The organism is Anaplasmataceae bacterium AB001_6, assembly GCA_020002265.1.
Lineage (GTDB): Bacteria > Pseudomonadota > Alphaproteobacteria > Rickettsiales > Anaplasmataceae > AB001-6.
This window is the reverse complement of record CP048228.1, coordinates 443,393-466,071: the sequence shown is the minus strand read 5'-3', so window position 1 is coordinate 466,071 and position 22,679 is coordinate 443,393. Positions and strand designations below refer to the sequence as shown.

26 protein-coding genes are annotated in these 22,679 nt (G+C 28.7%); 11 read left to right on the top strand and 15 right to left on the bottom strand.

Going from position 1 to position 22,679, the window contains the following annotated elements; translation table 11 throughout:
* Window positions 1-99 precede the first annotated feature (99 nt).
* From GUI12_02185 to guaB, 3 genes are all read left to right on the top strand, one after another.
* Window positions 100-795, top strand: coding sequence for a metal ABC transporter ATP-binding protein (locus tag GUI12_02185; protein UAT42954.1), 696 nt, complete (start codon window positions 100-102; stop codon window positions 793-795).
* A 112-nt stretch (window positions 796-907) separates the two neighbouring features.
* Window positions 908-2,314: a ubiquinone biosynthesis protein gene (locus GUI12_02180; GenBank protein ID UAT42953.1), complete on the top strand. Its 1,407-nt coding sequence runs from the start codon at window positions 908-910 to the stop codon at window positions 2,312-2,314.
* Between the two features lie 88 nt (window positions 2,315-2,402).
* Window positions 2,403-3,869 carry an IMP dehydrogenase gene (gene guaB / locus GUI12_02175; protein UAT42952.1) on the top strand — a complete coding sequence of 489 codons (1,467 nt, stop codon included), beginning with the start codon at window positions 2,403-2,405 and terminating at the stop codon, window positions 3,867-3,869.
* Here guaB and coaE read toward each other — a convergent pair.
* The 9 genes from coaE to GUI12_02130 all read right to left on the bottom strand — a co-directional run bounded on the left by coaE (window position 3,853) and on the right by GUI12_02130 (window position 12,105).
* Complete coding sequence (gene coaE, locus GUI12_02170) at window positions 3,853-4,449, bottom strand: dephospho-CoA kinase (GenBank protein ID UAT42951.1); 597 nt, start codon at window positions 4,447-4,449, stop codon at window positions 3,853-3,855. The genes guaB and coaE overlap by 17 nt on opposite strands.
* On the bottom strand, window positions 4,437-5,270 hold the full coding sequence (locus GUI12_02165) for a hypothetical protein (GenBank protein UAT42950.1): 834 nt from the start codon (window positions 5,268-5,270) through the stop codon (window positions 4,437-4,439). Before GUI12_02165 ends, coaE begins: the two co-directional genes overlap by 13 nt.
* Before the next feature lie 13 nt (window positions 5,271-5,283).
* Window positions 5,284-5,571, bottom strand: coding sequence for a glutaredoxin 3 (locus tag GUI12_02160; protein ID UAT42949.1), 288 nt, complete (start codon window positions 5,569-5,571; stop codon window positions 5,284-5,286).
* A 62-nt stretch (window positions 5,572-5,633) separates the two neighbouring features.
* Window positions 5,634-7,022 (bottom strand): replicative DNA helicase, encoded by a 1,389-nt coding sequence (gene dnaB / locus GUI12_02155; protein UAT42948.1) that lies wholly within the window; start codon window positions 7,020-7,022, stop codon window positions 5,634-5,636.
* A gap of 67 nt (window positions 7,023-7,089) precedes the next feature.
* Window positions 7,090-8,541: an NAD(P)H-hydrate dehydratase gene (locus tag GUI12_02150; protein ID UAT42947.1), complete on the bottom strand. Its 1,452-nt coding sequence runs from the start codon at window positions 8,539-8,541 to the stop codon at window positions 7,090-7,092.
* An 11-nt stretch (window positions 8,542-8,552) separates the two neighbouring features.
* A complete protein-coding gene (locus GUI12_02145) occupies window positions 8,553-9,551 on the bottom strand; it encodes an alcohol dehydrogenase catalytic domain-containing protein (protein ID UAT42946.1) in 999 nt (332 codons plus the stop codon).
* Between the two features lie 4 nt (window positions 9,552-9,555).
* Window positions 9,556-10,398: a hypothetical protein gene (locus GUI12_02140; GenBank protein ID UAT42945.1), complete on the bottom strand. Its 843-nt coding sequence runs from the start codon at window positions 10,396-10,398 to the stop codon at window positions 9,556-9,558.
* A 32-nt stretch (window positions 10,399-10,430) separates the two neighbouring features.
* Window positions 10,431-11,135 (bottom strand): RadC family protein, encoded by a 705-nt coding sequence (locus GUI12_02135; protein UAT42944.1) that lies wholly within the window; start codon window positions 11,133-11,135, stop codon window positions 10,431-10,433.
* Window positions 11,136-11,154: 19 nt separating this feature from the next.
* The gene (locus tag GUI12_02130) at window positions 11,155-12,105 is read right to left on the bottom strand and encodes a tyrosine-type recombinase/integrase (GenBank protein UAT42943.1); all 951 of its coding nucleotides are present in this window, start codon (window positions 12,103-12,105) and stop codon (window positions 11,155-11,157) included.
* A 105-nt stretch (window positions 12,106-12,210) separates the two neighbouring features.
* On the opposite strand from GUI12_02130, the gene nrdR reads away from it, so the two are divergent.
* From nrdR to rplS, 8 genes are all read left to right on the top strand, one after another.
* On the top strand, window positions 12,211-12,663 hold the full coding sequence (nrdR, locus tag GUI12_02125; protein ID UAT42942.1) for a transcriptional repressor NrdR: 453 nt from the start codon (window positions 12,211-12,213) through the stop codon (window positions 12,661-12,663).
* A 10-nt stretch (window positions 12,664-12,673) separates the two neighbouring features.
* On the top strand, window positions 12,674-13,393 hold the full coding sequence (locus GUI12_02120) for a phosphoribosylaminoimidazolesuccinocarboxamide synthase (protein UAT42941.1): 720 nt from the start codon (window positions 12,674-12,676) through the stop codon (window positions 13,391-13,393).
* Between the two features lie 48 nt (window positions 13,394-13,441).
* Window positions 13,442-14,845: a dihydrolipoyl dehydrogenase gene (gene lpdA / locus GUI12_02115; protein ID UAT42940.1), complete on the top strand. Its 1,404-nt coding sequence runs from the start codon at window positions 13,442-13,444 to the stop codon at window positions 14,843-14,845.
* A complete protein-coding gene (locus GUI12_02110; GenBank protein ID UAT42939.1) occupies window positions 14,826-15,218 on the top strand; it encodes a YraN family protein in 393 nt (130 codons plus the stop codon). The genes lpdA and GUI12_02110 overlap by 20 nt, the downstream gene beginning before the upstream one ends.
* A 185-nt stretch (window positions 15,219-15,403) precedes the next feature.
* The gene (rpsP, locus tag GUI12_02105) at window positions 15,404-15,688 is read left to right on the top strand and encodes a 30S ribosomal protein S16 (GenBank protein ID UAT42938.1); all 285 of its coding nucleotides are present in this window, start codon (window positions 15,404-15,406) and stop codon (window positions 15,686-15,688) included.
* A 35-nt stretch (window positions 15,689-15,723) separates the two neighbouring features.
* Window positions 15,724-16,239 carry a 16S rRNA processing protein RimM gene (gene rimM / locus GUI12_02100; GenBank protein ID UAT42937.1) on the top strand — a complete coding sequence of 172 codons (516 nt, stop codon included), beginning with the start codon at window positions 15,724-15,726 and terminating at the stop codon, window positions 16,237-16,239.
* 5 nt (window positions 16,240-16,244) lie between these two features.
* Window positions 16,245-16,892, top strand: a complete 648-nt coding sequence (gene trmD / locus GUI12_02095; GenBank protein UAT42936.1) for a tRNA (guanosine(37)-N1)-methyltransferase TrmD — start codon at window positions 16,245-16,247, stop codon at window positions 16,890-16,892.
* A 53-nt stretch (window positions 16,893-16,945) separates the two neighbouring features.
* On the top strand, window positions 16,946-17,323 hold the full coding sequence (rplS, locus tag GUI12_02090) for a 50S ribosomal protein L19 (GenBank protein ID UAT42935.1): 378 nt from the start codon (window positions 16,946-16,948) through the stop codon (window positions 17,321-17,323).
* Between the two features lie 226 nt (window positions 17,324-17,549).
* Here the strand turns inward: rplS and ispF are convergent, their stop codons facing one another.
* The 6 genes from ispF to coaD are packed head-to-tail and all read right to left on the bottom strand — an operon-like array spanning window position 17,550 to window position 22,665.
* Window positions 17,550-18,059 (bottom strand): 2-C-methyl-D-erythritol 2,4-cyclodiphosphate synthase, encoded by a 510-nt coding sequence (gene ispF, locus GUI12_02085; GenBank protein UAT42934.1) that lies wholly within the window; start codon window positions 18,057-18,059, stop codon window positions 17,550-17,552.
* Complete coding sequence (locus GUI12_02080; protein UAT42933.1) at window positions 18,056-18,790, bottom strand: hypothetical protein; 735 nt, start codon at window positions 18,788-18,790, stop codon at window positions 18,056-18,058. The genes ispF and GUI12_02080 overlap by 4 nt, the downstream gene beginning before the upstream one ends.
* A gap of 8 nt (window positions 18,791-18,798) precedes the next feature.
* Entirely contained in the window at window positions 18,799-20,169 is a 1,371-nt protein-coding gene (gene hslU, locus GUI12_02075; GenBank protein UAT42932.1) for an ATP-dependent protease ATPase subunit HslU, read from the bottom strand.
* A gap of 42 nt (window positions 20,170-20,211) precedes the next feature.
* Complete coding sequence (gene hslV / locus GUI12_02070; GenBank protein UAT42931.1) at window positions 20,212-20,847, bottom strand: ATP-dependent protease subunit HslV; 636 nt, start codon at window positions 20,845-20,847, stop codon at window positions 20,212-20,214.
* Between the two features lie 45 nt (window positions 20,848-20,892).
* Entirely contained in the window at window positions 20,893-22,164 is a 1,272-nt protein-coding gene (locus GUI12_02065; GenBank protein UAT42930.1) for an insulinase family protein, read from the bottom strand.
* 24 nt (window positions 22,165-22,188) lie between these two features.
* Window positions 22,189-22,665 (bottom strand): pantetheine-phosphate adenylyltransferase, encoded by a 477-nt coding sequence (coaD, locus tag GUI12_02060; protein ID UAT42929.1) that lies wholly within the window; start codon window positions 22,663-22,665, stop codon window positions 22,189-22,191.
* Window positions 22,666-22,679 lie beyond the last annotated feature (14 nt).

The following is a 22,679-nucleotide window of genomic DNA, read 5'->3' as shown; positions in this document are numbered from 1 at the left end:
CAACAATTTTAGATGATAATATAAGAAAAAGTAATTTTATATATTTTATTTATAAAAAATGTTATAAATCATTCATGAAGGTCTCATTTACATGTTTTAATGAAAACAAAAATATTAGACATAGACTCCGTATATTTTGGAAATGATATACTCATTGATATCAATATGTGCATATATGAAAATGAAATTCTAACTATTGCTGGGCCAAATGGCAGTGGAAAAACATCACTCTTGAAAATAATTGCAAAAATAAATAAGCCTAAAAAAGGAAGAATTATACAGTATAATAATAAGTTAAAAATAGCCTACATGCCTCAGCAGATAATGTTCAATAAAATGATGCCATTAACACTACGAGAATTCATAAATATAGGAAACATAAAAAATAATTTTGATGACCATTTACTAGATAAATTATCAATAAAGCACATTTTAGAAAAACAAATAACAGAAATATCTGGCGGTGAAAAGCAAAAAGCAATTCTGGCAAGATGTATAAAAAAAAATCCGGATCTAATGTTACTGGATGAACCAGTTAACAGTATGGATATTGAAACAAAATCAAAATTTTACGATATTTTAAATTTCATAAAAAAAGAGAAAAAATACGCTATAGTAATGGCATCACACGATCTGCATACAGTGATGCAAAATACAGATAGAGTAATATGCTTGAATAATAAAATATGTTGTAGTGGAAAACCTGAAGAAATAAATAAGGATAAAAATTTTATAAATTTATTCAAAAATAATATCTCTTTGTATCAACATGACCATAAAAGTAAAATTTTATAATTTTTGCTATTTAGATTATTTATCCATACTGATATAATTCGGTCTTTTAGGCTACTGAATGGCACTTTTTGATGCTCTTCTTGTAATATAGATATCATGAAAATTTTATAAAATGATTAGAATTTTATGCAGATCAACTAGAATATCCTTCTTTTTTATCCATGCGTTATTTTTGTTAAAAACAAAAAATGGATATAAAAAATTACCTCTTATTATACAAAAAATGGGGCCAGCTTTTATAAAATTAGGACAAGCTATATCCACTAGAAGTGACTTAATAGGAACAGATTTAGCATATCATTTAACAAAATTGTGTGACAGCACTACTCCATATAAATTTTCTAAGATAAAAAAATCTTTAGAAAAAGAATTAAAAAGTACTATAGAAAGCAAATTCAAATATTTTGAAAAAGATCCTATAGCGTCTGCGTCAATTGCTCAAGTACATAAAGCTACGCTACATAATAATAAAAAAGTTGCTGTAAAGATTTTACATCCCAAAATAGAAAAAAAATTCTGTCTGGATTTGAAGATAATGCATCTAATGGCAAGAATATTAAACCCTCTAGTAAAGAAGAGATTTAATTTACTTAAAATCATCGAAAGATTTAAAAATGCCAGTCAATTCGAATTAAATCTAGAAATAGAAGCTGCTAATGCCAGTGAAATGAAAGATCTGTTACAGCAAAATACGGAAACAATTATACCTGCTGTATTTTGGGAATATTCAACTAAAAGAGTATTAATAACAGAATGGATAGATGGCTTACCTTTAACAAAAATCAATAAAATTTCTGATAAAATAATAGAAAAATTAATACTGCTATTTTTCTCCCAGATATATGATCATGGTTTTTTTCACGGTGATTTTCATATGGGGAATATAATTATAACTACACACAGTGAAAAGATTGCTTTGGTTGATTTTGGAATAATGGGCAGATTATCTATAAAAGATAGAATTTATCTGGCAAAAATAACAAAAGGATTTTTTGATAGAAATTATCAATATATCGTAGATGTGCATTATGAAGCTGATTATATTTCTGAAAACAATCCCTTTTTTGTTTCAATGTGCAGATCCATAGGAGAGCCCATGTTTAATAAAAAGCTAAAAGAAATTTCAATAGCAAGATTGTTAGGGCAAATATTTTATACCGCTAATAATTTTAAAATTGAAATTCAGCCTCAGTTACTATTGTTACAAAAAAATATAATGATGCTGGAAGGAATAAGTAAAAAATTTTCTCCTGAAAGCAATATGTGGAAAATCTTGAAACCAATGACAAAAACTTGGCTAAAAAAAAATCTGTTAATAAAATACAGGAATTTGAAAATAAATGATACTACAAAAAAAGTAAATAAAACTCTAGAAAATCTTAATAATTTTCTGAGAGTAAATTCACATCCAAAGTCAAATTATGTACAAAAAATTGCTATTTTCAACATAATATTAACTCTTTTTATAGCATCAGGTATAATGTTATTATACCTAAATAGTGTTAATAAATGCTTGTAGCTCTAACTTTGTTGTTTGACAGAACAAACGAAATGCTATTATAATTTTCCCTCTTATTAAATATTAATATACCTCTTTATAAATATATATGAATAACCCAACAGATGAGAAATATACCTTTGATGATATTTTATTACTACCACAGAAGTCTGATATATTACCCTCAGAAGCAAATGTTAAAACTTATATAACAAAAAAAATACAGCTAAATATACCGATAATATCAGCCGCAATGGATACAGTAACTGATTATCAAATGGCTATAGCTATGGCAAAATATGGAGGAATGGGTTGTATACACAGAAATATGCCCACTGAAGAACAATGTTTCATGATTGAAAAAGTCAAAAAATATGAAAGCTGGGTAATAATGGATCCTGTTACAATTAATGTAAATAAATCAGTACAAAAGTTATTTGAGCTAAAAGAAAAATACAATTATTCTGGAATTCCAATTGTTGATGATAAAAATATCCTAAAGGGAATAATAACTAATAGAGATCTGAAATGTGTCACAGATAAAAATGCAAAAGTTGCAGATATAATGACAAAAGAAGTAATAACTGTAAAAGCAAATGTAAATAAAAAAGAAGCTCTATCAATTCTTTATAAAAATAAAATAGAAAGGTTGGTAGTAATTGATGATTCTTTTAGATGTATTGGTTTGATAACCGTAAAAGATATAGAGAATTTTAATAAATATCCGGACGCTTGCAAAGATAAACAAGGAAGATTAAGAGTGGCAGCAGCAATTGGTCCAAAGGATTTTGATAGAGTCAAAATGCTTATAGATGCCGGCGCTGATCTTTTAATTTTAGATACAGCGCATGGACATTCCGTACATGTTTTAAAAATGGTAGAAAAAATTAAAAGCGCATATAATACAGAGTTGGTAGCTGGAAATATAGTAACTAAGGAAGCAGCAAATGATCTAATAAATTGTGGAGTTGATGCTGTAAAAGTAGGTATTGGGCCTGGTTCTATATGTACAACTAGGGTTATAGCAGGTGTTGGTATGCCACAATTATCAGCAATAAGCGAAGTTAGTGAAGTTTGTCATGCAAAAAATATTAAGGTGATAGCAGATGGCGGTATGAGATATTCCGGCGATATTGCAAAAGCTATCTCATTTGGAGCAGATCTTGTAATGTTAGGCTCTATGCTTGCCGGAACTTCAGAAAGCCCTGGAGACACAATTCTTTATAAAGGTAGATCTTATAAAAGCTATCGTGGTATGGGCTCTTTACCAGCAATGAAAGCTGGTTCTAGCTCTAGATATTTTAAATCTGAAAGCGATACTGATGGTATCAATGATAGCAAAAAAATGATGATTCCTGAAGGTGTGGAAGCCATGGTCCCTTTTAAAGGATGCCTGAAAGACACTATAGATCAAATAGTTGGGGGAATAAAAACTTCCATGGGTTATACAGGAAGTAAAGATATCTCTTATATGCAAAAAAATTGTAAATTTATAAAAATAACTGGTTCTTCGATGAGAGAAAATCACCCTCATGGAGTTAAAATAACAAGAGAATCAGCTAATTATTCTGAATAAAAGGAAAAATTTTTTCATAGATTAGATTTTTTACATTCATTTTATATTTTTCATAAGGAACGTTTGCATCAAGTTGAAAATCACTACTGTAATTTTCGTGATTATTTCTTTCGATTATTGTTTTTATGAATTTTTCACTGTATTTTCTTCTCTCATTTATTCGGTATATTTGTGTTTTAACATCAACAATTGTTGATATCACTAGATCACATATGATACTTAAACCACACCTATGGAGAACTGAAGCTTCAAGAATAATATATTTATTATTGGATAATCTATTTTTTATATCCTTATATAAAAACAAAAATAACTCTGGAAATACTAACTCTTCTATTACATTAAGCACAGATCCATCTTTTTCTATAAGCTTAATTAAAGATAATTTATTGATATCATCTTTTTCATTTCTTTTGGGAAAAAATAATGAATTTATTTTTGATTTTAAAAATTGATTATTATCATATAAATAAGATACTGATTTGTCAGCATCTATTGCAAAAAAACCCTCCTTTTTAAAGATATTCATAGCTGTTGTCTTTCCACTGGCCATTCTTCCCGTTAAGCCTACGACAAACACAATTGCTCCTTGATAATTTTATTATTTATAAAATCAAAATTTTCATACAGCAAAACGCTATAAGATGAATCATCTAAAGATATTAAAACTTTCTGAAATTCACCAGCATATTGCCCATCTATCATAAAATTTGCATATTTCTCATTGTTAATTTTTATTGATAATACATCCCTGCTATCATAACAAAAACCGTTCAAATTACGTGGATAATAAGAATTAATAGGTTTTATAATAGAAATTGTCTGATTACTATCAAGATAAAACGGTACAATCATTCCTCCAGCAGAATAATTATAACCAGTACTACCAAGTGGTGATGAGATAATAATACCATCACCTACTACTTTAATATCATCTGAAAATCTGGACAAGCTAACAGATAAATCAAGCATGCCGGAGAGGTCTCTATTAGCATAAATATCACTAAAAGAAAAGAATGTGCTACAATCACCAGCCTTATCAAAACAACGAACTTTAAACGGATATACTTTCACTCGAAAAGTAGAGTCCAAATTATTCATAAATATCCTAAAATCATCTCTGTCTTTAGGACAATTATTCATTAAAAACCCTCTTTTTCCGTAATTTAATCCTATTATATTTACATCTTTACCTCTAAACATACGCATAGCATGAGTGTATAACCCATCACCACCTATAACAAATAAATAAGATGATCCCTTATCATAAGGCACATAATCCGTAAAAGGTTGTGCTACAAAATCTTCTTTTAAATAATTTAAAACATCCTTAGCATAATTGTTACAACCATTCTTCACAAGATAATAAAATTTCTTATTTTTCAATAAAGAGTTTTGCATATACAAAAATTAGTTATAAATAATTATTTAGCCATTTAGGATTTTTTACTAGTTCACGTAGATCATCGCAACCTCCTACATATTTATCATTAATAAATATTTGAGGTACAGTTTTAGGTAAAGATTTTGCCATTTTTTCAAATCGTGCAATCATTTCATCCATATTATCTTTATTTGATTCTATATTTTTTTTATCATATTCTATTAGATCTGAATATCTATCTAGTATATTTGTCGCTTCTTCGCAATATGGACAATATGTCTTACTATAAATAACCGCATGGACTGCTTCTTTATTCATGATGTAAAAACTCCAAACAAGAAAGAATACTATAAAATATTCACAATTAAAATATAAAAGAACTAAAACCAATCTCTATTGCTATCCATATTAGAAAACATTGTTAAATTAGGATCAAAATGTAACTTGGCAGTTCCTGTTGGACCATTACGCTGTTTAGAAAGAATAACTTCTGCTTGATTCTTTACTTCATTCATTTTTTGTTGCCACTCTTGATGTGCATCAGTTCCCTCTCTAGGTGCTTTACGCATCAAATAATATGCTTCTCTGTATATGAACATAACCAAATCAGCATCTTGCTCTATTGATCCAGATTCTCTAAGATCACTCAATTGAGGCCTTTTATCTTCTCTTTGTTCCACGTTACGTGAAAGCTGAGATAAAGCAACTATAGGTACAGATACTTCTTTTGCTATATCCTTTAACCCTTTGGTAACTTCTGAAATTTCATTAACACGATTATCAAATCTTCTACCAGGAGATATGCCATAAATAAGCTGTAAATAGTCTATAAAAATTATGGATACATCTTCTTTTGCACACATTCTCCTAATTTGTGATCGTATACCATTTATTGTCATAGCAGGAGTATCATCAAAAAATAGTTTCATATCCTCCATCATCTTTTTGCTATTCATAACTCTTCTAAACTCATCTTCTGTCAATTTACCTGTACGTAATTTGAAGGCATTAACTTTTGATTCCATTGAAACAATTCTTGTAGCTATTTGCTCAGCTGACATTTCAAGTGAAAAAAACAGCGCTGATTTATTATCATTTTTTACTGCATTCAAAATCATATTCACTGCTAAGGCCGTTTTACCCATTGAAGGCCTTCCTGCTACAATTATTAAATCAGATTCTTGAAAACCACCTGTTAGATTATCAATATCGTAGAAGCCACTTGTAATACCAATAACACTACTCTTATTTTTATAGGCATCTTGAATATTCTCAAAAGCTTTATTTAATGATGAAGATAATGGTTTTATACTATCTCTATAAAGAGATTTGGATAGATTAAAAAATCCCTTCTCCCCTTCTTCTAGGATTATACCAATATCTCTTGAATAATCCTTTTCTACAACAGACTTAAACGTTCCTGCTAAATTAATGGCTTCACGCCTTAAAAAAAGATCTTTCAAATATTTAGCAAAATTCTTTACATCCGAAAAGGCTGAAAAATCCTTTTGAAGTTCTTCAAGATATTTCTTTGCTTCATCTAATTTTTCAGGCTTAAGATCAAACAAATTAACTACAGTACTGGGTATAGCTATACTATCGTTCTTTACAATAGTACATATTGATTCATAAGATTTTTGATGCAAGGGGTCATAAAAGCATTGCTTATCTAATATATCATCAATCTCAAAAAGGACTTTATTCTTTATTAAAATAGCACCAATGATAGCGCGCTCTATTTCAAGATTATATACTTTGGATGATATCATAATGTCTTCCATTTTTGAAAAAAATCTTGAATAAGAATTACCAGCCTTTCATGTTACTATAATACGTTCATTTTTGCAAATCTTGTAAGATAAGAGAGATATAATTAATAATATCATCTGCTACAATATTTTGATCAATTTTAGTTGCACACAAAGAATGTATATATACAGCAATTGCTGCGGCATAAAATGGCTTAACTTTTTGTGATAAAAAACTAGCAATCATTCCCGATAATACATCTCCTGAACCAGCAAAAGATAGATTATAAGCAAATGTTGGATTTACTATAATACGACCATCAGGATGAGCGATGACTGTATCTGCTCCTTTTAAAGTGATTATAGCTCCTGATATTTTTGCTGCAGCTAAAGCTCTTTGTATTTTAGATTCTTCATTTTCACAATCAGGAAAAAGTCTTTTAAATTCTCCTTCATGAGGAGTTAAAATCGCCTTTGTATGAAGATGATTTATTAAAACATCCCTATCTTCAACAAAAGAAGTTAAAGCACCTGCATCTATTACACATGGCACATTTGTTTTAAGAACATCAATCACTAATTTTTTAGTATGTTCAGAAACCTCCATTCCTGGACCAATAACAACAGCATTACATCTCTCATCCAAAGATTCTGCATTAGAACCTAATATAACAGATAACCAAGATATTGAACGATATAAAAAAGTATCTTCTTTATTACAAAGTATTTTTACTATACCAGAGCCAGAGCGAAATGCAGCATGAGCAGAAAGTACAGACGCTCCAGCATAATTTATTTCACCACCGTATACGATAACGTAGCCTCTATTGTATTTATTACTATTAAAATTTAAAGATGGAATATTCCATAAATTTCTTGAATTCACAAAATATTTTATATTTTTTTGTGAACAAACAAGTCCTATATCTGCTAAAAAATGCTCACCACAATATTTTCTTCCAGGATATAAAACATTCCCTATTTTATAAAAATTTATTATTACAGTAATATCTGCTTCGATAGCTATCCCCTTAATTTTTCCCGTATCAGATTCTATTCCACTAGGTATATCAACAGATATAACTGTAGCATTTGTTAATTTATTAACATAATCTATCACATCATGAAAAGGAGCATCTACATCACGAGATAAACCCAATCCAAAAATACCATCTATAATTATTATATCTTCATCAGAATCTATCAACGTGGGTTCCAATGGTAATAATCTACCATTATATGAAGTTAAAGCTAATTTTACTTCTGAGGTAAAACTAGATGATAAATCTTTGGGTATCATCACTGTAACAAGCCAACCAATATCTGATAAACACTTTGCTGCTATAATTGCATCTCCTGCATTATTACCAGTTCCACATATGACATACACTTTAGATCTATTAAATCTACCTGCTATTAGATTAGCAACAGATTCTCCAGCTCTTTTCATCATAGTAAGACTATCAATACCTATTGATATTGTTTTATTCTCTGATAATAAAATTTCTTCTCTAGATAAAATCGCTAAATCGTTCTTCATTAATCAATAACCTATACTTTAAGCACAATACTTTCTCCTACGTCCTTCCCTTCTTTTAAATCTAATAACGCACGTTTTGCATCCTTAAATGGATATTCTTTATAAATACCTGCGTTTATTTTTTTTGAAGCATAATCTTCAATTACTCCAATGGCGGAAGTTAAAAAAAATGCACTCCAATTTTTCTGTAAGAAAAAATTTGGTCGAGAAAAGAATAGAGATTTATTACGTAAAGAGTTTATATTAATAGATCTTACTGAAGAGCGCATTTCATCATATAATACGTACATTCCCCAATTCATCAAGCACTTTATATTAATCGATAAATTATTTTTATCAGATAGAGAGTCAAAAATTGCTCCCACACCTATACCCTTTGTAAAAGAAGATACCCGTTCTACAAAATTTTCTTCATCATATTTAAGCAATAAATTAACAGGATTTTTAGAATGTAAAAATAATTCACCTTTTAAATTTTTCGAATCAACTGTGCCAATTATATTGCAAGGTGTGCCTTTAGCATATTGACATATAAAATAACCTACCGAACGATATGGATTATTAATTAATATAGGCACTTCTTTTTTCAAAAAATACGTATTAAACACCAACATACTTGCATACATTGCTTTATATAAAAAAGAAACAATAGTGCTAGAAGGTATATCACTAGGTACAGGAATAATATTTTTCATGTTTACAATTCTATAATCAGAATAAGCTCCAAAAGGCACATTACAGCATACAACTCTATCTCCTTCTTTAAAGCCATGCTTCATATTTGAGTTGATAGCAACTACCCTTCCGACACTCTCACAACCAGGAATAAAGGGATATTTAACAGGATAAATAGCAGCTAATTGCTGATAATCTATATCATTCACTCCAATATATTCATTTTTTATCAAAACTTCATCATTTCGTAATTGTCTTAATTTCACTTTAGATATTTTTAAATTTAAATTATCAAAGTCAATTGCTTCATGAATAAGAAAAGCTTTAGAATCCATAAAATTATAAAATACCAGAAATAAAAATTTTAAAATCAGGGAACTTTTTTTGTATTAATCTATGAGCATTTACAGCATCTTTATAATTTGCAAACACAACAAAACAACTACTACCGCTACCAGTCATTCTAGAAAAGATTATTTTATCCATTTTTTCCAAATAACCTAACAAATCAGAAATAAGCTTATTATCCCTAGCAACACATTCTTGCAGATCATTCTTATATAAGCGTAAATCTTCCATAGAAAAATTATTAGAAAAATCAATTTTTGCCGATGAATTAGCACTATCAAATTTCAATTTTTTATATGCTGAAGCGCTAGAAATCATAATATTTGGATAAACAGAGATGACATAAAAATTTTTAAAATCTGTTATTACGCTATGTAAAATAGTTCCTATACCTGAAAAACCTACTGTTTTTTCATTTATACAACAAGCTATATCTGCGCCTATAGAAGCAGCAATTTCGTACACATCCTGATCTTTTATTTTGTACTTTTTTGCAAAAAAACGTAAAATTCTCGCAGCATTTGTTGATCCACCAGCCATGCCCGATCCAATTGGTATCTTTTTTTTTATTTGTATCTTTACATCTATTCTGAATCCCAAAAGACTATCTAAATGATCTAAAACTTTAGATACAGTATCTTTTCCATCGTTAAGATTATTTATATCAAAAATCACTCTCTGTAAAGATTTTTCTTCAGCAACAATTATTTCATCATACAGATCTTGTAAAAAGCACACCACGCTTTCCAGTAAATGATATCCATTGGGATCTTTTCCTAATATATGTAAAAATAAATTGATTTTTGCATGACTGTATATTATCTCTTTGTGCATAAAAAATTAAAAATATACAATATTTAGAATAATTATAAAATATTTATCAGACCATTTTCTGCAAAACTATAGTGATCATTTTTACTCACTATAATATGATCAATAAGCTTAATATCCAAAACTTGGCAAGATGCTTCTAATTTTTTTGTAACCTGTATATCTTGTTCAGAAGGTTGTATATTACCACTAGGGTGATTATGCGAAATGATTATTTTTGTTGAATCTAAAGCAATACCTTTTTTTAAAATTGTTTTGATAGATACTGGTGTTTCGTTTACACACCCAAGGCTTTGATAATATACATTTTTCAATCTATGTGCGGAGTCAAGAAAAAGCACTACTAATTTTTCTGTTGTAGAAAAAGATATATTAACCTTAAGAAATTCCAATACTTTTGTCCAATTTTTTAGAACAGGTGAATGAACAACATTTTGTAGTGTTACTCTATATATCAAGGATTTTAATATCTTGAAAAAGAAAATAGTATTTTCATTTAATGTATATTTTTTCAAAATCAATTCTCTCCATAAAATCTCTTCTGAAGATAAAAAATTATGTATAGTTTTAAATTCTTGTAAAATAAATTTTGCTATATCTCTCACATCTTTTCTAGGAATACAATAAAAAAGCATAATTTCAAGTATATCTAATTCTTCAATATCAGAAACTGAGAGATTTCTCACTTGATTCCTTTTTCTTTCTCTATGGCCTAATAAAAAGCTACTATCACAACTCATATCAAAATATAAATTAAAATTACTTATTATTCCTAGGATGTTTAAAACTGATCGCGTTAATTATATCACTTTTATCTACCCTGGTGTATCTTTCTGTAGTAGTAATATCAGAGTGCCCTAACATCTCTTGTAAAGACCTTATATCGACGCCTTCATTCAATAGATGAGTAGCAAAACTATATCTAAAAGAATGAGGTGTTATACTTTCTGGAAGACCAACTGATCTTCTTATATTAACAAAATCGGCAGCAAAGCTATTTCTAGTAAGAGGGTTACCTCTAATGCCAACAAAAAGTATTTTTTTTAGATTTGATAAATCATGATAAGGAGAATCTTTTATATAAGAATCTATATATTGTTTAATTTTTGAGTACAAATGAACTGATCTTTCTTTTCCACCTTTTCCTAAGACATGTATACTGTCAAATTGAACCTCCCTAACTTTTAACCTCAATACTTCCGATATCCTCATACCACAACCATACATCAGCATTATTATAGCTCTATTTCTACTAGCAATCCAACTATATTTATGAGATATCTTACAAAGAATGTTTTCTATATCGTTTATAGTAATACACTTTATAATTTTATTATTATCATTTTTAACTGAAATTTGCATATTTGCATCATTTTCAATATCTTTATGTATCTTTAAATAATTTAAAAAATTTCTTATTGAAGATAATGCTCTAGCATTAGAATTATTACACGTACCAGAAGATTTTTTGTTAGCTATCCAACTTCTAAAATCAAGATGAGTAAGTTTTTCAATCAGCTCTAAAGTAACAATTTCCTCTCTGTAATCGGCTATAAAAGAAAAAAAATTTAGAACATCGCGTGAATAATTATCTAAAGTATGAATAGAATAATTTTTATAATAGACAATCCAAGAACTCCATTCTAAAAACGAGTTTAATATGTCTTTATTGACTTTATTATTTTCTAATAATTTTTCTATATCAAGCATATACAAATATTAACCAAATATAATCTTCAAGCAAAAAAATACTACTAGTGTATCATGATCAATAGTATGATATCCTTTCCCTTTTTGTTTTGAATTTTATACATCATGAGATGCCCTTTTTGCTTAAACGCAAATACAATGGTAAAGGATTCCAGGTCCAATGATGACAATTTTACTATAAAAAGAAGAAGGATTTGTGAAAATTGCAAATCACGATTTACAACTTTTGAAAAAATCCACTTAAAAGAGCTAACGGTGATAAAAAGCGCAAATAATGAACAAAGGTTCGAAAGAGAAAAATTGGTTAGATCTTTGGATTTAGCACTTAGAAAAAGACCTGTTTCCAATGAAACAAAAGAAAAGATAATAAATAATATAATTTATAAATTAGAAAAATCAAATGAAAATAAAATTTCTTCCAAAGAAATTGGTAAATTAATGCTAGAAGAGCTAATTGCTGTAGATAAAGTGGGGTACGTAAGATTTGCTTCGGTATATATGAATTTTACTAACATAAAAGATTTTGAAAACATTATGAAAAAAATTGTGGAATTTTAATTTTTAAGAAATGATAAAAGATAAAAAGATTTGTGAAGGAAAGGCAAAAATAATATTCTCTTCCAAGGAAGATAGTAACGTTTACATACAATATTTTAAAGATGATACGACTGCTTTTAATAATCAAAAAAAAGAGGAATTTAAAGGAAAAGGCATTATTAATAATGCGATATCTTCGTACTTAATGAATGTGTTAAAAATTCATGATGTAAAGAATCATTTTATAGAGCTTATTAGCCCTAGAGAACAGTTGATTAAAAAAGTAAAAATAATACCGATAGAATTTGTAGTAAGAAATATTGCTGCAGGTAGCTTATGTAAGCGCCTTGGAATAGAAAAGGCAACTGTTTTACCTAAACCGATCACTGAATTTTATTACAAAAAAGATGAATTAAATGACCCTATGATATGTGAAGATCATATAGATTTTTTAAAACTGATATCAAAGGATAAATTAGAGAATGTTAGGGATACTGCAAACATTATAAATAAAATATTGATCAATGAATTTAAGAATATTAATATCAACCTTGTAGATATTAAGCTAGAATTTGGTTTTGATATGAATAATAACATTATACTATCTGACGAAATAAGTCCTGATACTTGTAGATTATGGGATATAAATTCTAATAAGAGTTTGGATAAGGACATTTTTAGAAATTCTCAAGGAGACTTAATAAGTTCTTATAAAGAAGTAGCTAGAAGATTTAAGTTAGCAACTCTGTAAGGTATATAATTATTACAAAACATTTATTTTTAAGGTATAAAACTCTTTATGAAAAAATATGATATCGCTATTATAGGCTCTGGTCCTGGTGGATATGTTGCAGCGATAAGAGCAGCCCAAATAAACAAAAAAGTTGCATTAATAGAAAAAGCTGATTTAGGAGGGATATGTTTAAATTGGGGTTGTATACCAACAAAATCTCTTTTACACATAGCTAAACACTATGATTTCATGAAAAATAGATCTGAAGAAATAGGTATTTCGATTGAAAATTTATCTTTTAATTTGGAAAAGATAGTTAAGCATTCTCGTGATACTGCTGCAAAATTATCGTCTGGAGTTTCTATGTTAATGCAGAAACATAAAAAGAACATAGATATATTTTTGGGAACAGCTACTATAAACAGTGATAAAAGCATAAATTGCAAGATAAAGGACAAAGAACAATTTGAGAAAATAGAAGCAATCAACATAGTGATAGCTACTGGTTCTTCTCCTATAGAGTTAAAAGATTTTTCATTTAGTGATTCTAACATATGGAATTATCGTAACGCCTTAGTTCCAAAAAACCTCCCGAATGATATTGCGATTATAGGCTCTGGAGCAATTGGTATAGAATTTGCAAATTTTTATAACTCAATGGGAAGTAATGTTTATGTGATTGAAATGCAATCAAGCATACTTCCTAATGAAGATGTTGAGATTTCTGCTATAGCAGAGAAAATTTTTATAAAAAAAGGAATAAATATATTTAAAAATAGTAATGTAAAAATAGAAAATAAAACCGAATCAAAAGTTAAATTATCAATAAACAATGAGAAAAAAATAGACGTAGATGTTGTTTTAGTTGCAGCAGGAATAAGTGGTAATATACATAACATAGGGCTAGAAAATTTTCCTAATATTGGTGTTAATGATAATTCAAGATTTTTATCAGTTGATAAAAATTATCAAACAAAAGAAAAAGGTATATTTGCAATTGGTGATGTTATAGGTTCGCCATGTTTAGCTCATAAAGCAATGCATGATGCTATTGAATGCATAAATAAAATTTTTGGGAAAGATGATAATATACCAAATAAGAGTTTAATCCCTAGTTGCACTTATTCAGATCCCCAGATAGCGAGTATAGGTATTACAGAAAAATATGCTAAAGAGCAAAATATGGATATTAAAATTGGAAAATTTCAAGGAATAGGAAATGGAAAATCGGTTGTTTTAGGAGAAACAGAGAGTTTTGTGAAGGTTATTTTTGATAAAAAAACCAATGAATTATTGGGAGCTCACATGATTGGTCATGAAGTAACAGAAATGATTCAAGGATTTAATATTATTCAATATCTTGAAGGTGATTCTAATTGGTTGAAAAAGCTTATATTTGCACATCCTACAGTTTCTGAAATGATGCATGAAGCAATATTGGATGCTGACAATGAATCATTGCATAAATAATAAACATTTGTGCAACACTGATGGTTTATTAGCTGAAAAATTTACTATAAATAAATTGGTAAAATCTGGTCATATAATAAAGGAACATAGGTATAGGTCTCCTTTGGGAGAGGTGGATATTATAGCATCTAAAGACTCATCTTTTAAATTTATTGAAGTTAAATATAGAAATAACAAAAGTGCTTTATCTTACTCAATAACTGAACATAAAATTGCTAGATTATATAATTCTGCAAATTTCTATATTGAAAATTTTCTTGTAGATTTACATAAAAAAGATATTGATTTTAGAATAGAAGCTTGGTTAATATCCATGTTGGGTTATCAGATATACCCAATTATATTGGATAAAGATATAATTTATGAAATATAAGAACATATTCTTGCATGTTATTTTAAGTGAAAATTGTTGCACAGCAAATAAATTTCAAAATATTTGATATTTATTCAATTTTGTTAATTATACTCAAGTTTTTGTTGAATTTTTCACTATACACATGCTAAATAAAGTAGTATAATATCCCCGGTGATTTATGTTTAAAATAAAGAAAATCAGTAATGAAAGTTAAATTAAGGTTACAAAGAATCGGTAGACGCAATAGACCATTTTACAGAGCTGTAGCCTCTAGTTGTTCTCGTAGCAGATCTGGTAAATATCTAGAAGTTTTAGGAGTTTATGATCCTATTTTATCGAAAGATAATGAAAACAGGTTGAATTTAAAAATGGAAAGAATAGATTATTGGCTGAATGTTGGAGCACAAAAAACCAAAACTATAGACCGTTTAATAAAACTTTTCATATCACAAAAAAAAGAAACTGTTATTGAAGATGCTAAAAACTAGTTTTCTTTCTATATATATTTTTAAAATGTTCGTGTATGACTGATAAAAATAGCAAGTTATATAAAGACAAATTAATATATATAGCACATGTATCCTCTACACACGGCCTTGAAGGTGCTGTAAAATTACGTTCTTATGCTGAAAATGATGATGATATAGCTTCTTTTGGTGTTTTATATGATTCGTCATATAAAGAATATAAGGTATCAAAGATATATAATAAAAAAGAATTTTCTATGTCTGTTAAATTTGATAATTATGATAATATAGAAGATGCACAAAAAAATCTGGTTGGGCTCAATCTATATATCAAAAATTCCCAAGTAGCCAAAGAAGAAGATGAATTTCTTTTTGAAGAATTGAAGTCTTTATCAGTACATGTATCTGAAAAAAAAATAGGATATGTGAAAGATGTTTATAATTTTGGATCCTGTGATATCTTAGATATTAGAACAAAACAAGGAGATAAAATGGTTCCTTTTTTAAAAGAGAACATTAAATCTATTAATGATAATTCAATAATTTTATATAATTTACCAGAAGATATCTAGATACTATGCGTATTTCAATAATCACTGCTTGCCCTGATGCTTTTCCTGGAACATTGGGTGTATCTGTGTTAAAGAAATCCATGACAAAGGGCTTGTGGGACATGAATATAGTGGATATGCATAAATTTGCTACTACAAGCCGTATCGATGATAAACCTTATGGCGGTGGATCAGGAATGGTGATGCGTCCTGATGTATTGGAAAATGCAATAAAAGATACTCTCAAAACTCACTCTAAAAGTGTAAAAATGATCTGTCCTACACCTTCAGGTAAATTATTTAATAGAAATGTTGCAAAAGAATTATCTATATCTACTGAATTAATATTTATATGTGGAAGATTTGAAGGTATTGACCAAAGAGTAATAGAAAGGTATCATATGACCAAGCTTAGTCTCGGTGATTATGTTGTCTCTGGTGGTGATGTCGCGTCTATGGTCATGATTGAAGCGATACTTAGATTTGTGGATGGCATAGTTGGTAAATGCTCTTCTGTTGTAAATGATTCTTTTGAATTGGAAGGCATTTTGGAACATCCTGTCTATACTAGACCTAGTGTTTGGAATGGATTGTCTGTTCCTTCTGTTCTTGTATCGGGTAATCATGAAAAGATTAAAGAATGGAAAGATCGAAACTCTTGTAAAAGAAAATAAATTAAAATTTCGGCTCTGCTTGGTGTTTTTTTTATAGTTATTATTTTTATATCGTGTCATTAAATAAAATTGTTGAAGACTTTAATCTTGTTCAAATTGAAAAAATAAAAAATTTAAGAGATGATCCTGATTTTATAGCAGGTGATACTTTAAAGGTGGAATTTGTTATTTTTGATGGCAAATCTTCTCGTAATCAATCATTTGAAGGATTATGTATAAGTAAAAATAATAAGAAAATTGGTAGCAATTTTATACTTCGAAGAGCTTCTGTACATGGTGTAAATGTAGAAAGAACTTTTTATTTTTATTCTCCTGCTATAAAGAGCATAAAAATTATAAAACGAGGTTGTGTTCGCAGAGCGAAATTGTATTATCTGCGTAAGCTATCAGCAAAAGCTGGAAGAATAAAAGAAAGAAAAATTTTTAATTGATCAAAAAAAGGTAAAAATTCTTTTTTTCTTGATTTGTTTTTTGTTTATTTTTTGTCAAAGCACGTCTGATATTGAAATGGTGAGCTGTGATACTGATCTATTTTTGATTTTAAAAATTTCTCCTAATTATCGATAAATTATATCTTTGAATGATTTGATACACTGAGATTAGAATTTGTCACGGAAAGCAATTATGGTATTAATTGTTTGTGAATTGTAATAATGATTACGTATTATTATCATTAAAGAATTTTTCATGCAAATCGTCTTTTACTAACAGACATATTACATGACAACCTATTCCAAATCCCCTTCCTATATCATCCATTCTTTCTTTAGTTGTAGCTTTAAGATTAACATTATCAGATTTTACAAGTTTAATAATATTGTCTCTAATGCTCTCTCGAATAGGAGATATCTTCAATCTATCACATATTATAGTGATATCAAGATTATAAATTACATAAGATTCATCAAGAATCATTTCCAAAGCTTTAGAGAGGAAAAAAGTAGATTCCTTATCTTTATATCTATTATCTATATCAGGAAAATGATGTCCTATATCACATTTACCCAACGCACCTAAAAATGCACTTACAATAGAATGTAAAATGATATCACCATCAGAGTGAGCCTTAACACCATATCCCGGAAAAAATTCTAATCCCCCCAACATCAAACTGCTTTTGAGATCATCAAAAACATGGTAATCAATACCATGGCCAACTCTAATCATACACCACGTACCAAACAAAAATCATCTCTATAAGTTATTTTAAAACTAGCATTTTTATGCTCAATATATATCACATTATATCCATTGTCAATCAACAAAGATGATTCATCGGTATAACTATATAAATCATTTACTTGATTTTTTTTACTATTATAGATTTTCAATAAAGAAGAATATTTAAAAATTTGCGGTGTTTGTACACGAAAAATTTTCTCTCTCTTAATACTTGAAGGTTTTGATTTAGATGCAACATCACTGTCATCAAAAAAAACTAATGTATCAGTAGAACCTTGAATAGGCACTACTGCATCACCATTTTTTTCATATAAATTTTTAATAAGGTTAACAATCAAATCTGGGGAAGTATTAAACCTTACTGCATCATGTATAGCAATAAAATCTGGCTTCTCAAATGCACCATCGTTAACATAGTTTACTATATTAAAAACTGAACAAGAACGAGTAATACCACCACAAGGAACAAAAAAAATATCAGGATGCATATTTTTCAAGCCATCATAAAAAATTTTGTGTTTTGCATCTGTTACGACAAAAACTTTATCAATAAAGGTGAAAGAAGAAAAATCATCTATACTATAAGACAAGACAGATTTATCCTTAAAAAAAACATATTGTTTTGGGATAACTGAAGCACAAGAATCCATTCTAGATGAATTACCTGCAGCCATGATAAAAAGGTATATTAATTTATCAGAGAAAATATTATTCATAAAATTTATTAAACAATAAATTTCAACAAATTAACCTTATTTGCAACACTACTAAGTTTTTTCTCAACATACTTGTTATCTATTTTTATTTTACCATTTGAAATAGTTGGAGCATCAAAACTAATATCTTCCAATAATTTTTCAATTACAGTATGCAATCTACGAGCCCCAATATCCTCAACATCTTTATTAACTTGGATAGTAAATTCTGCTATTTTTTTAATACCACTAATATCAAACTCTATTTCAACATCTTCGGTCTTCAATAATGACTGATATTGCTTCAATAAACTGGATTTTGTATCAGATAAAATACTTATCATATCTGATAATTCAAGAGAATTAAGCTCTACTCTTACTGGAAATCTTCCTTGAAATTCAGGCAACAGATCTGCTGGTTTGGTTTGATAAAAAGCACCAGAAGCAATAAACAATATATAATCTGTTTTAATCGCACCATACTTCGTATTTACTACAGTACCTTCTACTAAAGGAAGAAGGTCTCTTTGCACACCTTCTCTGTTAACTTCTCCTCTAACTTCAGTGCGAGCAGCTATCTTATCTATTTCATCCAAGAACACTATTCCGCAGTTACTAGTCAAATGAACTGTTTCTTTCATTAAATCTTCCTGATCCAAAATAGCTTCTATCTCTTCATTGGCAATGACTTTTATTGCTTCCTTTATTGTCATTTTTTTCTTTTTATTTTTAGCGGAACCGAACATCTTACCGAAAACATCTCCAACATTCATTATTCCTATACTGGCACCTCCAGCTCCCATATTTCCGCCACCTTCGATAGGAGCAAAAGAAGGAATAGAATTATTTAAATCTTGAACAGATATCTCTATTTTTTTATCATCAAGCTCACCATCATTTAATTTTTTTTCAAAAGATTCTCTAGCTAAATTATTATCTTTTCCGACTCCAACAATTATATCAAGTATCTTTTCTTTAGCTATTTTATGAGCCTTTTCCTCAAATTTTTTACGTTTTCTATTTTTTATTTCCAGATAAGCATTATCAGCCAGATCTCTAATAATTGAATCTACATCTCTTCCGACATAACCAACTTCTGTAAATCTTGTAGCCTCAACTTTAATAAAGGGAGAATTAGTTAGTTTAGCTAACCTTCTTGCTATTTCAGTTTTTCCAACACCCGTAGGTCCAATCATCATTATATTCTTTGGAGTTATCTCGTCCTTAATATCAGGATCTGAAACGGCATTTCTTCTTAATCGATTACGTATAGCAATCGCTACCTTTTTTTTAGCTTCTTTTTGTCCAACAATATATGAATCTAATTGAGAAACGATATCTTTCGGTGTAAGTGCATCATCCAAATTTGTGCAGAAAAAATCATCATTATTTTGCAACATAAAAACAGCAACCTCTAACTATTATATAATTATTCATAAAAACTATTTTTCATCTTTTTTCTTTGTACTCTTTTTTTTCTTTGTACTGGATTTTTTTAAATCATCTTTAACATTTTCACAATCAGTATCTATAACTTCTATTGTAAAGTTATGGTTAGTATATATACATATATCTGCAGCTATAGTCATAGCTTTTTTTGCAATATCAACAGCATCAAGATTATTTTTCTCCATGGAAAGTAATGCTTTAGCAGCCGCAAGGGCATAATTTCCCCCAGAACCAATAGCTAAGACCCTATTTTCTGGCTTTAAAACCTCTCCATTTCCTGTTAATACGAGTGTATCATCTGCATTAGCAACAATCATCATACTGTCTAATTTACGCAAAAATTTATCCATTCTCCACTCTTTTGACAACTCAATACAAGAACGCATTAATTGATTTGGATAAGCTCTAAGCTTAGTTTCCAATCTTTCTGCAAGTGCCAAAGAATCTGCGACGACACCAGCAAAACCTATTACAATTTTATCATCATCCATTCTTCTAACTTTAACAGCAGTTCCTTTTAACATTGTACTGCCAAGAGAAACTTGTCCATCACCTATCACAACCACTTTACCGCCTTTATATAAGGTTAATATAGTAGTCCCATACATACGATTATCTTTATTTTCCATTTCTTTATAAACTGTAGAAACCCAATTATTAATAAAACACAAAAATTACTTAACCAAACTATTTTTTAAATCATCAAATTTATCCATACCTGTTAATTTACCAACTGCACTCAATGAAAAAAATTCCGATTTTATTATCTTATTTATGACATCTCTTAAATCATCAAGATCAACAGAAAATAACATATCCAGAGTGTCATTTTTATGAAACAATTTTTCAGTATTTCTGTAGCACTGACCGATGTTCATTACTCTATGATAGCTACTTTCCCAACACATTTCTATAGATGCGCGCAACGAATTTTTTGCTATTGTAAGTCTATCAAACAAATCATCTTTATTATAATCTTTCAACATATTAATTTGTTCTATAATGATAGGTAATATTTTTTTAACATTATATCCATTAGTAGAAAAATTTATCATGAAGCATCCAGTATCTATATGAGAAGAAGAATTTGCTGATATACTATACACAAGACCTAATTTTTCTCTTACTTCCTGAAATAAAATGGATGACATTCCTCCACCAAAAATATTAGCAAGTAACAAAGAAGGATAATAATATGCACTATCATATTTCACACCTTCAAAACCTAACATAAAGTAAGCTTGTTCCAAATCTTTGTTTTTTAAGAAACAATTAGATTTGTAAGATGGTTTTGCATTTAAGATATTCAAGCTATCTTTACGCTGAATACTTGAAAAATTATCATTTAAACATCTTAATAAGCTACTCTCATTAAAGTTACCAGATATGACAAAAAACATTTTATCCGAAACATAATAATCTCTTACAAAATCTAATAAATCTTTCTTTGAAAATCCTTTGATTGTTTCAGTAGTACCAATTATGTTACGACCAAACGCCTGATCTTTATAAACATATTCGAAAAATTTGTCATAGATCAATTCTTCTGGATCATCTTTACAGGCACATAGCTCTTGTAAAATAACTTCTCTTTCATTCTCTATTTCATCTTCTAGCATCAATGGATTAGTCAAAATATCTGCTAATATAGAAATTGCCTTTTCGACATCATTTTTTAGCACTTTCATATAATAAACTGTAGACTCTCTGCTAGTATAAGCATTAAAAATGCCACCTATTTGATCAAATTCTTGTGCTATTACTTGAGTTGTTCTGTTTTTTGTACTCTTAAATGCCATGTGTTCTAAAAAATGCACAATGCCATTATTTTTTTCTACTTCATCAAAGCTACCGACTTTAAACCATACACTTATACAAACAGATTCAATATTTTTATTGAAATCCATTATCACAGTACTACCGTTTACCAATTGTGTTTTAATCATTTAACAAAAATTTTTATATAAAATCTAAACGTATTTTAAAACTGTTTTAGGAACGAAATTATCAACATTTCCTTTTAATCTTATAAATTCTCTAATCATAGTTGAAGATACAAATTGTGTAGATTCATCTGCAGGCATAAATACAGTATGGATCTTAGGATTACTTTTAGTGATAATCCAATTCATTTTAAATTCGTATTCAAAATCTGATACAGCCCTCAAACCTCTCATTAGAACTTTATAACGATTAATTCTCATAAAATCAGCTAAAAGGCCTTTAAACATAACGACTTCAACATTCTTGCTTAATTCAAATTCATCGTTAACAACACTTTGAATCATTTCAAATCTCTGATCTATGGAAAAAAAATTCCTCTTTGAAGAGTCATATGCCAATGCAACTATTACTTTATCAAATATTGCAATTCCTTTTTTGATTATAGAAACATGTCCCAAAGTTATAGGATCAAAACTTCCAGGGTAAATTGCAATTTTTTCCATATAGTTATTCTTAA

What these genes read in the sequence shown, in the direction of transcription:
- GUI12_02185 (UAT42954.1), top strand. Translation starts at nt 100, where the DNA reads ATGAAAACAAAAATATTAGACATAGACTCCGTATATTTTGGAAATGAT.
- GUI12_02180 (UAT42953.1), top strand. Translation starts at nt 908, where the DNA reads ATGATTAGAATTTTATGCAGATCAACTAGAATATCCTTCTTTTTTATC.
- guaB (UAT42952.1), top strand. Translation starts at nt 2,403, where the DNA reads ATGAATAACCCAACAGATGAGAAATATACCTTTGATGATATTTTATTA.
- GUI12_02165 (UAT42950.1), bottom strand. Translation starts at nt 5,270, where the DNA reads ATGCAAAACTCTTTATTGAAAAATAAGAAATTTTATTATCTTGTGAAG.
- GUI12_02160 (UAT42949.1), bottom strand. Translation starts at nt 5,571, where the DNA reads ATGAATAAAGAAGCAGTCCATGCGGTTATTTATAGTAAGACATATTGT.
- dnaB (UAT42948.1), bottom strand. Translation starts at nt 7,022, where the DNA reads ATGATATCATCCAAAGTATATAATCTTGAAATAGAGCGCGCTATCATT.
- GUI12_02150 (UAT42947.1), bottom strand. Translation starts at nt 8,541, where the DNA reads ATGAAGAACGATTTAGCGATTTTATCTAGAGAAGAAATTTTATTATCA.
- GUI12_02145 (UAT42946.1), bottom strand. Translation starts at nt 9,551, where the DNA reads ATGGATTCTAAAGCTTTTCTTATTCATGAAGCAATTGACTTTGATAAT.
- GUI12_02140 (UAT42945.1), bottom strand. Translation starts at nt 10,398, where the DNA reads ATGCACAAAGAGATAATATACAGTCATGCAAAAATCAATTTATTTTTA.
- GUI12_02135 (UAT42944.1), bottom strand. Translation starts at nt 11,135, where the DNA reads ATGAGTTGTGATAGTAGCTTTTTATTAGGCCATAGAGAAAGAAAAAGG.
- GUI12_02130 (UAT42943.1), bottom strand. Translation starts at nt 12,105, where the DNA reads ATGCTTGATATAGAAAAATTATTAGAAAATAATAAAGTCAATAAAGAC.
- nrdR (UAT42942.1), top strand. Translation starts at nt 12,211, where the DNA reads ATGAGATGCCCTTTTTGCTTAAACGCAAATACAATGGTAAAGGATTCC.
- GUI12_02120 (UAT42941.1), top strand. Translation starts at nt 12,674, where the DNA reads ATGATAAAAGATAAAAAGATTTGTGAAGGAAAGGCAAAAATAATATTC.
- lpdA (UAT42940.1), top strand. Translation starts at nt 13,442, where the DNA reads ATGAAAAAATATGATATCGCTATTATAGGCTCTGGTCCTGGTGGATAT.
- GUI12_02110 (UAT42939.1), top strand. Translation starts at nt 14,826, where the DNA reads ATGAATCATTGCATAAATAATAAACATTTGTGCAACACTGATGGTTTA.
- rpsP (UAT42938.1), top strand. Translation starts at nt 15,404, where the DNA reads ATGAAAGTTAAATTAAGGTTACAAAGAATCGGTAGACGCAATAGACCA.
- rimM (UAT42937.1), top strand. Translation starts at nt 15,724, where the DNA reads ATGACTGATAAAAATAGCAAGTTATATAAAGACAAATTAATATATATA.
- trmD (UAT42936.1), top strand. Translation starts at nt 16,245, where the DNA reads ATGCGTATTTCAATAATCACTGCTTGCCCTGATGCTTTTCCTGGAACA.
- ispF (UAT42934.1), bottom strand. Translation starts at nt 18,059, where the DNA reads ATGATTAGAGTTGGCCATGGTATTGATTACCATGTTTTTGATGATCTC.
- GUI12_02080 (UAT42933.1), bottom strand. Translation starts at nt 18,790, where the DNA reads ATGAATAATATTTTCTCTGATAAATTAATATACCTTTTTATCATGGCT.
- hslU (UAT42932.1), bottom strand. Translation starts at nt 20,169, where the DNA reads ATGTTGCAAAATAATGATGATTTTTTCTGCACAAATTTGGATGATGCA.
- hslV (UAT42931.1), bottom strand. Translation starts at nt 20,847, where the DNA reads ATGGAAAATAAAGATAATCGTATGTATGGGACTACTATATTAACCTTA.
- GUI12_02065 (UAT42930.1), bottom strand. Translation starts at nt 22,164, where the DNA reads ATGATTAAAACACAATTGGTAAACGGTAGTACTGTGATAATGGATTTC.
- coaD (UAT42929.1), bottom strand. Translation starts at nt 22,665, where the DNA reads ATGGAAAAAATTGCAATTTACCCTGGAAGTTTTGATCCTATAACTTTG.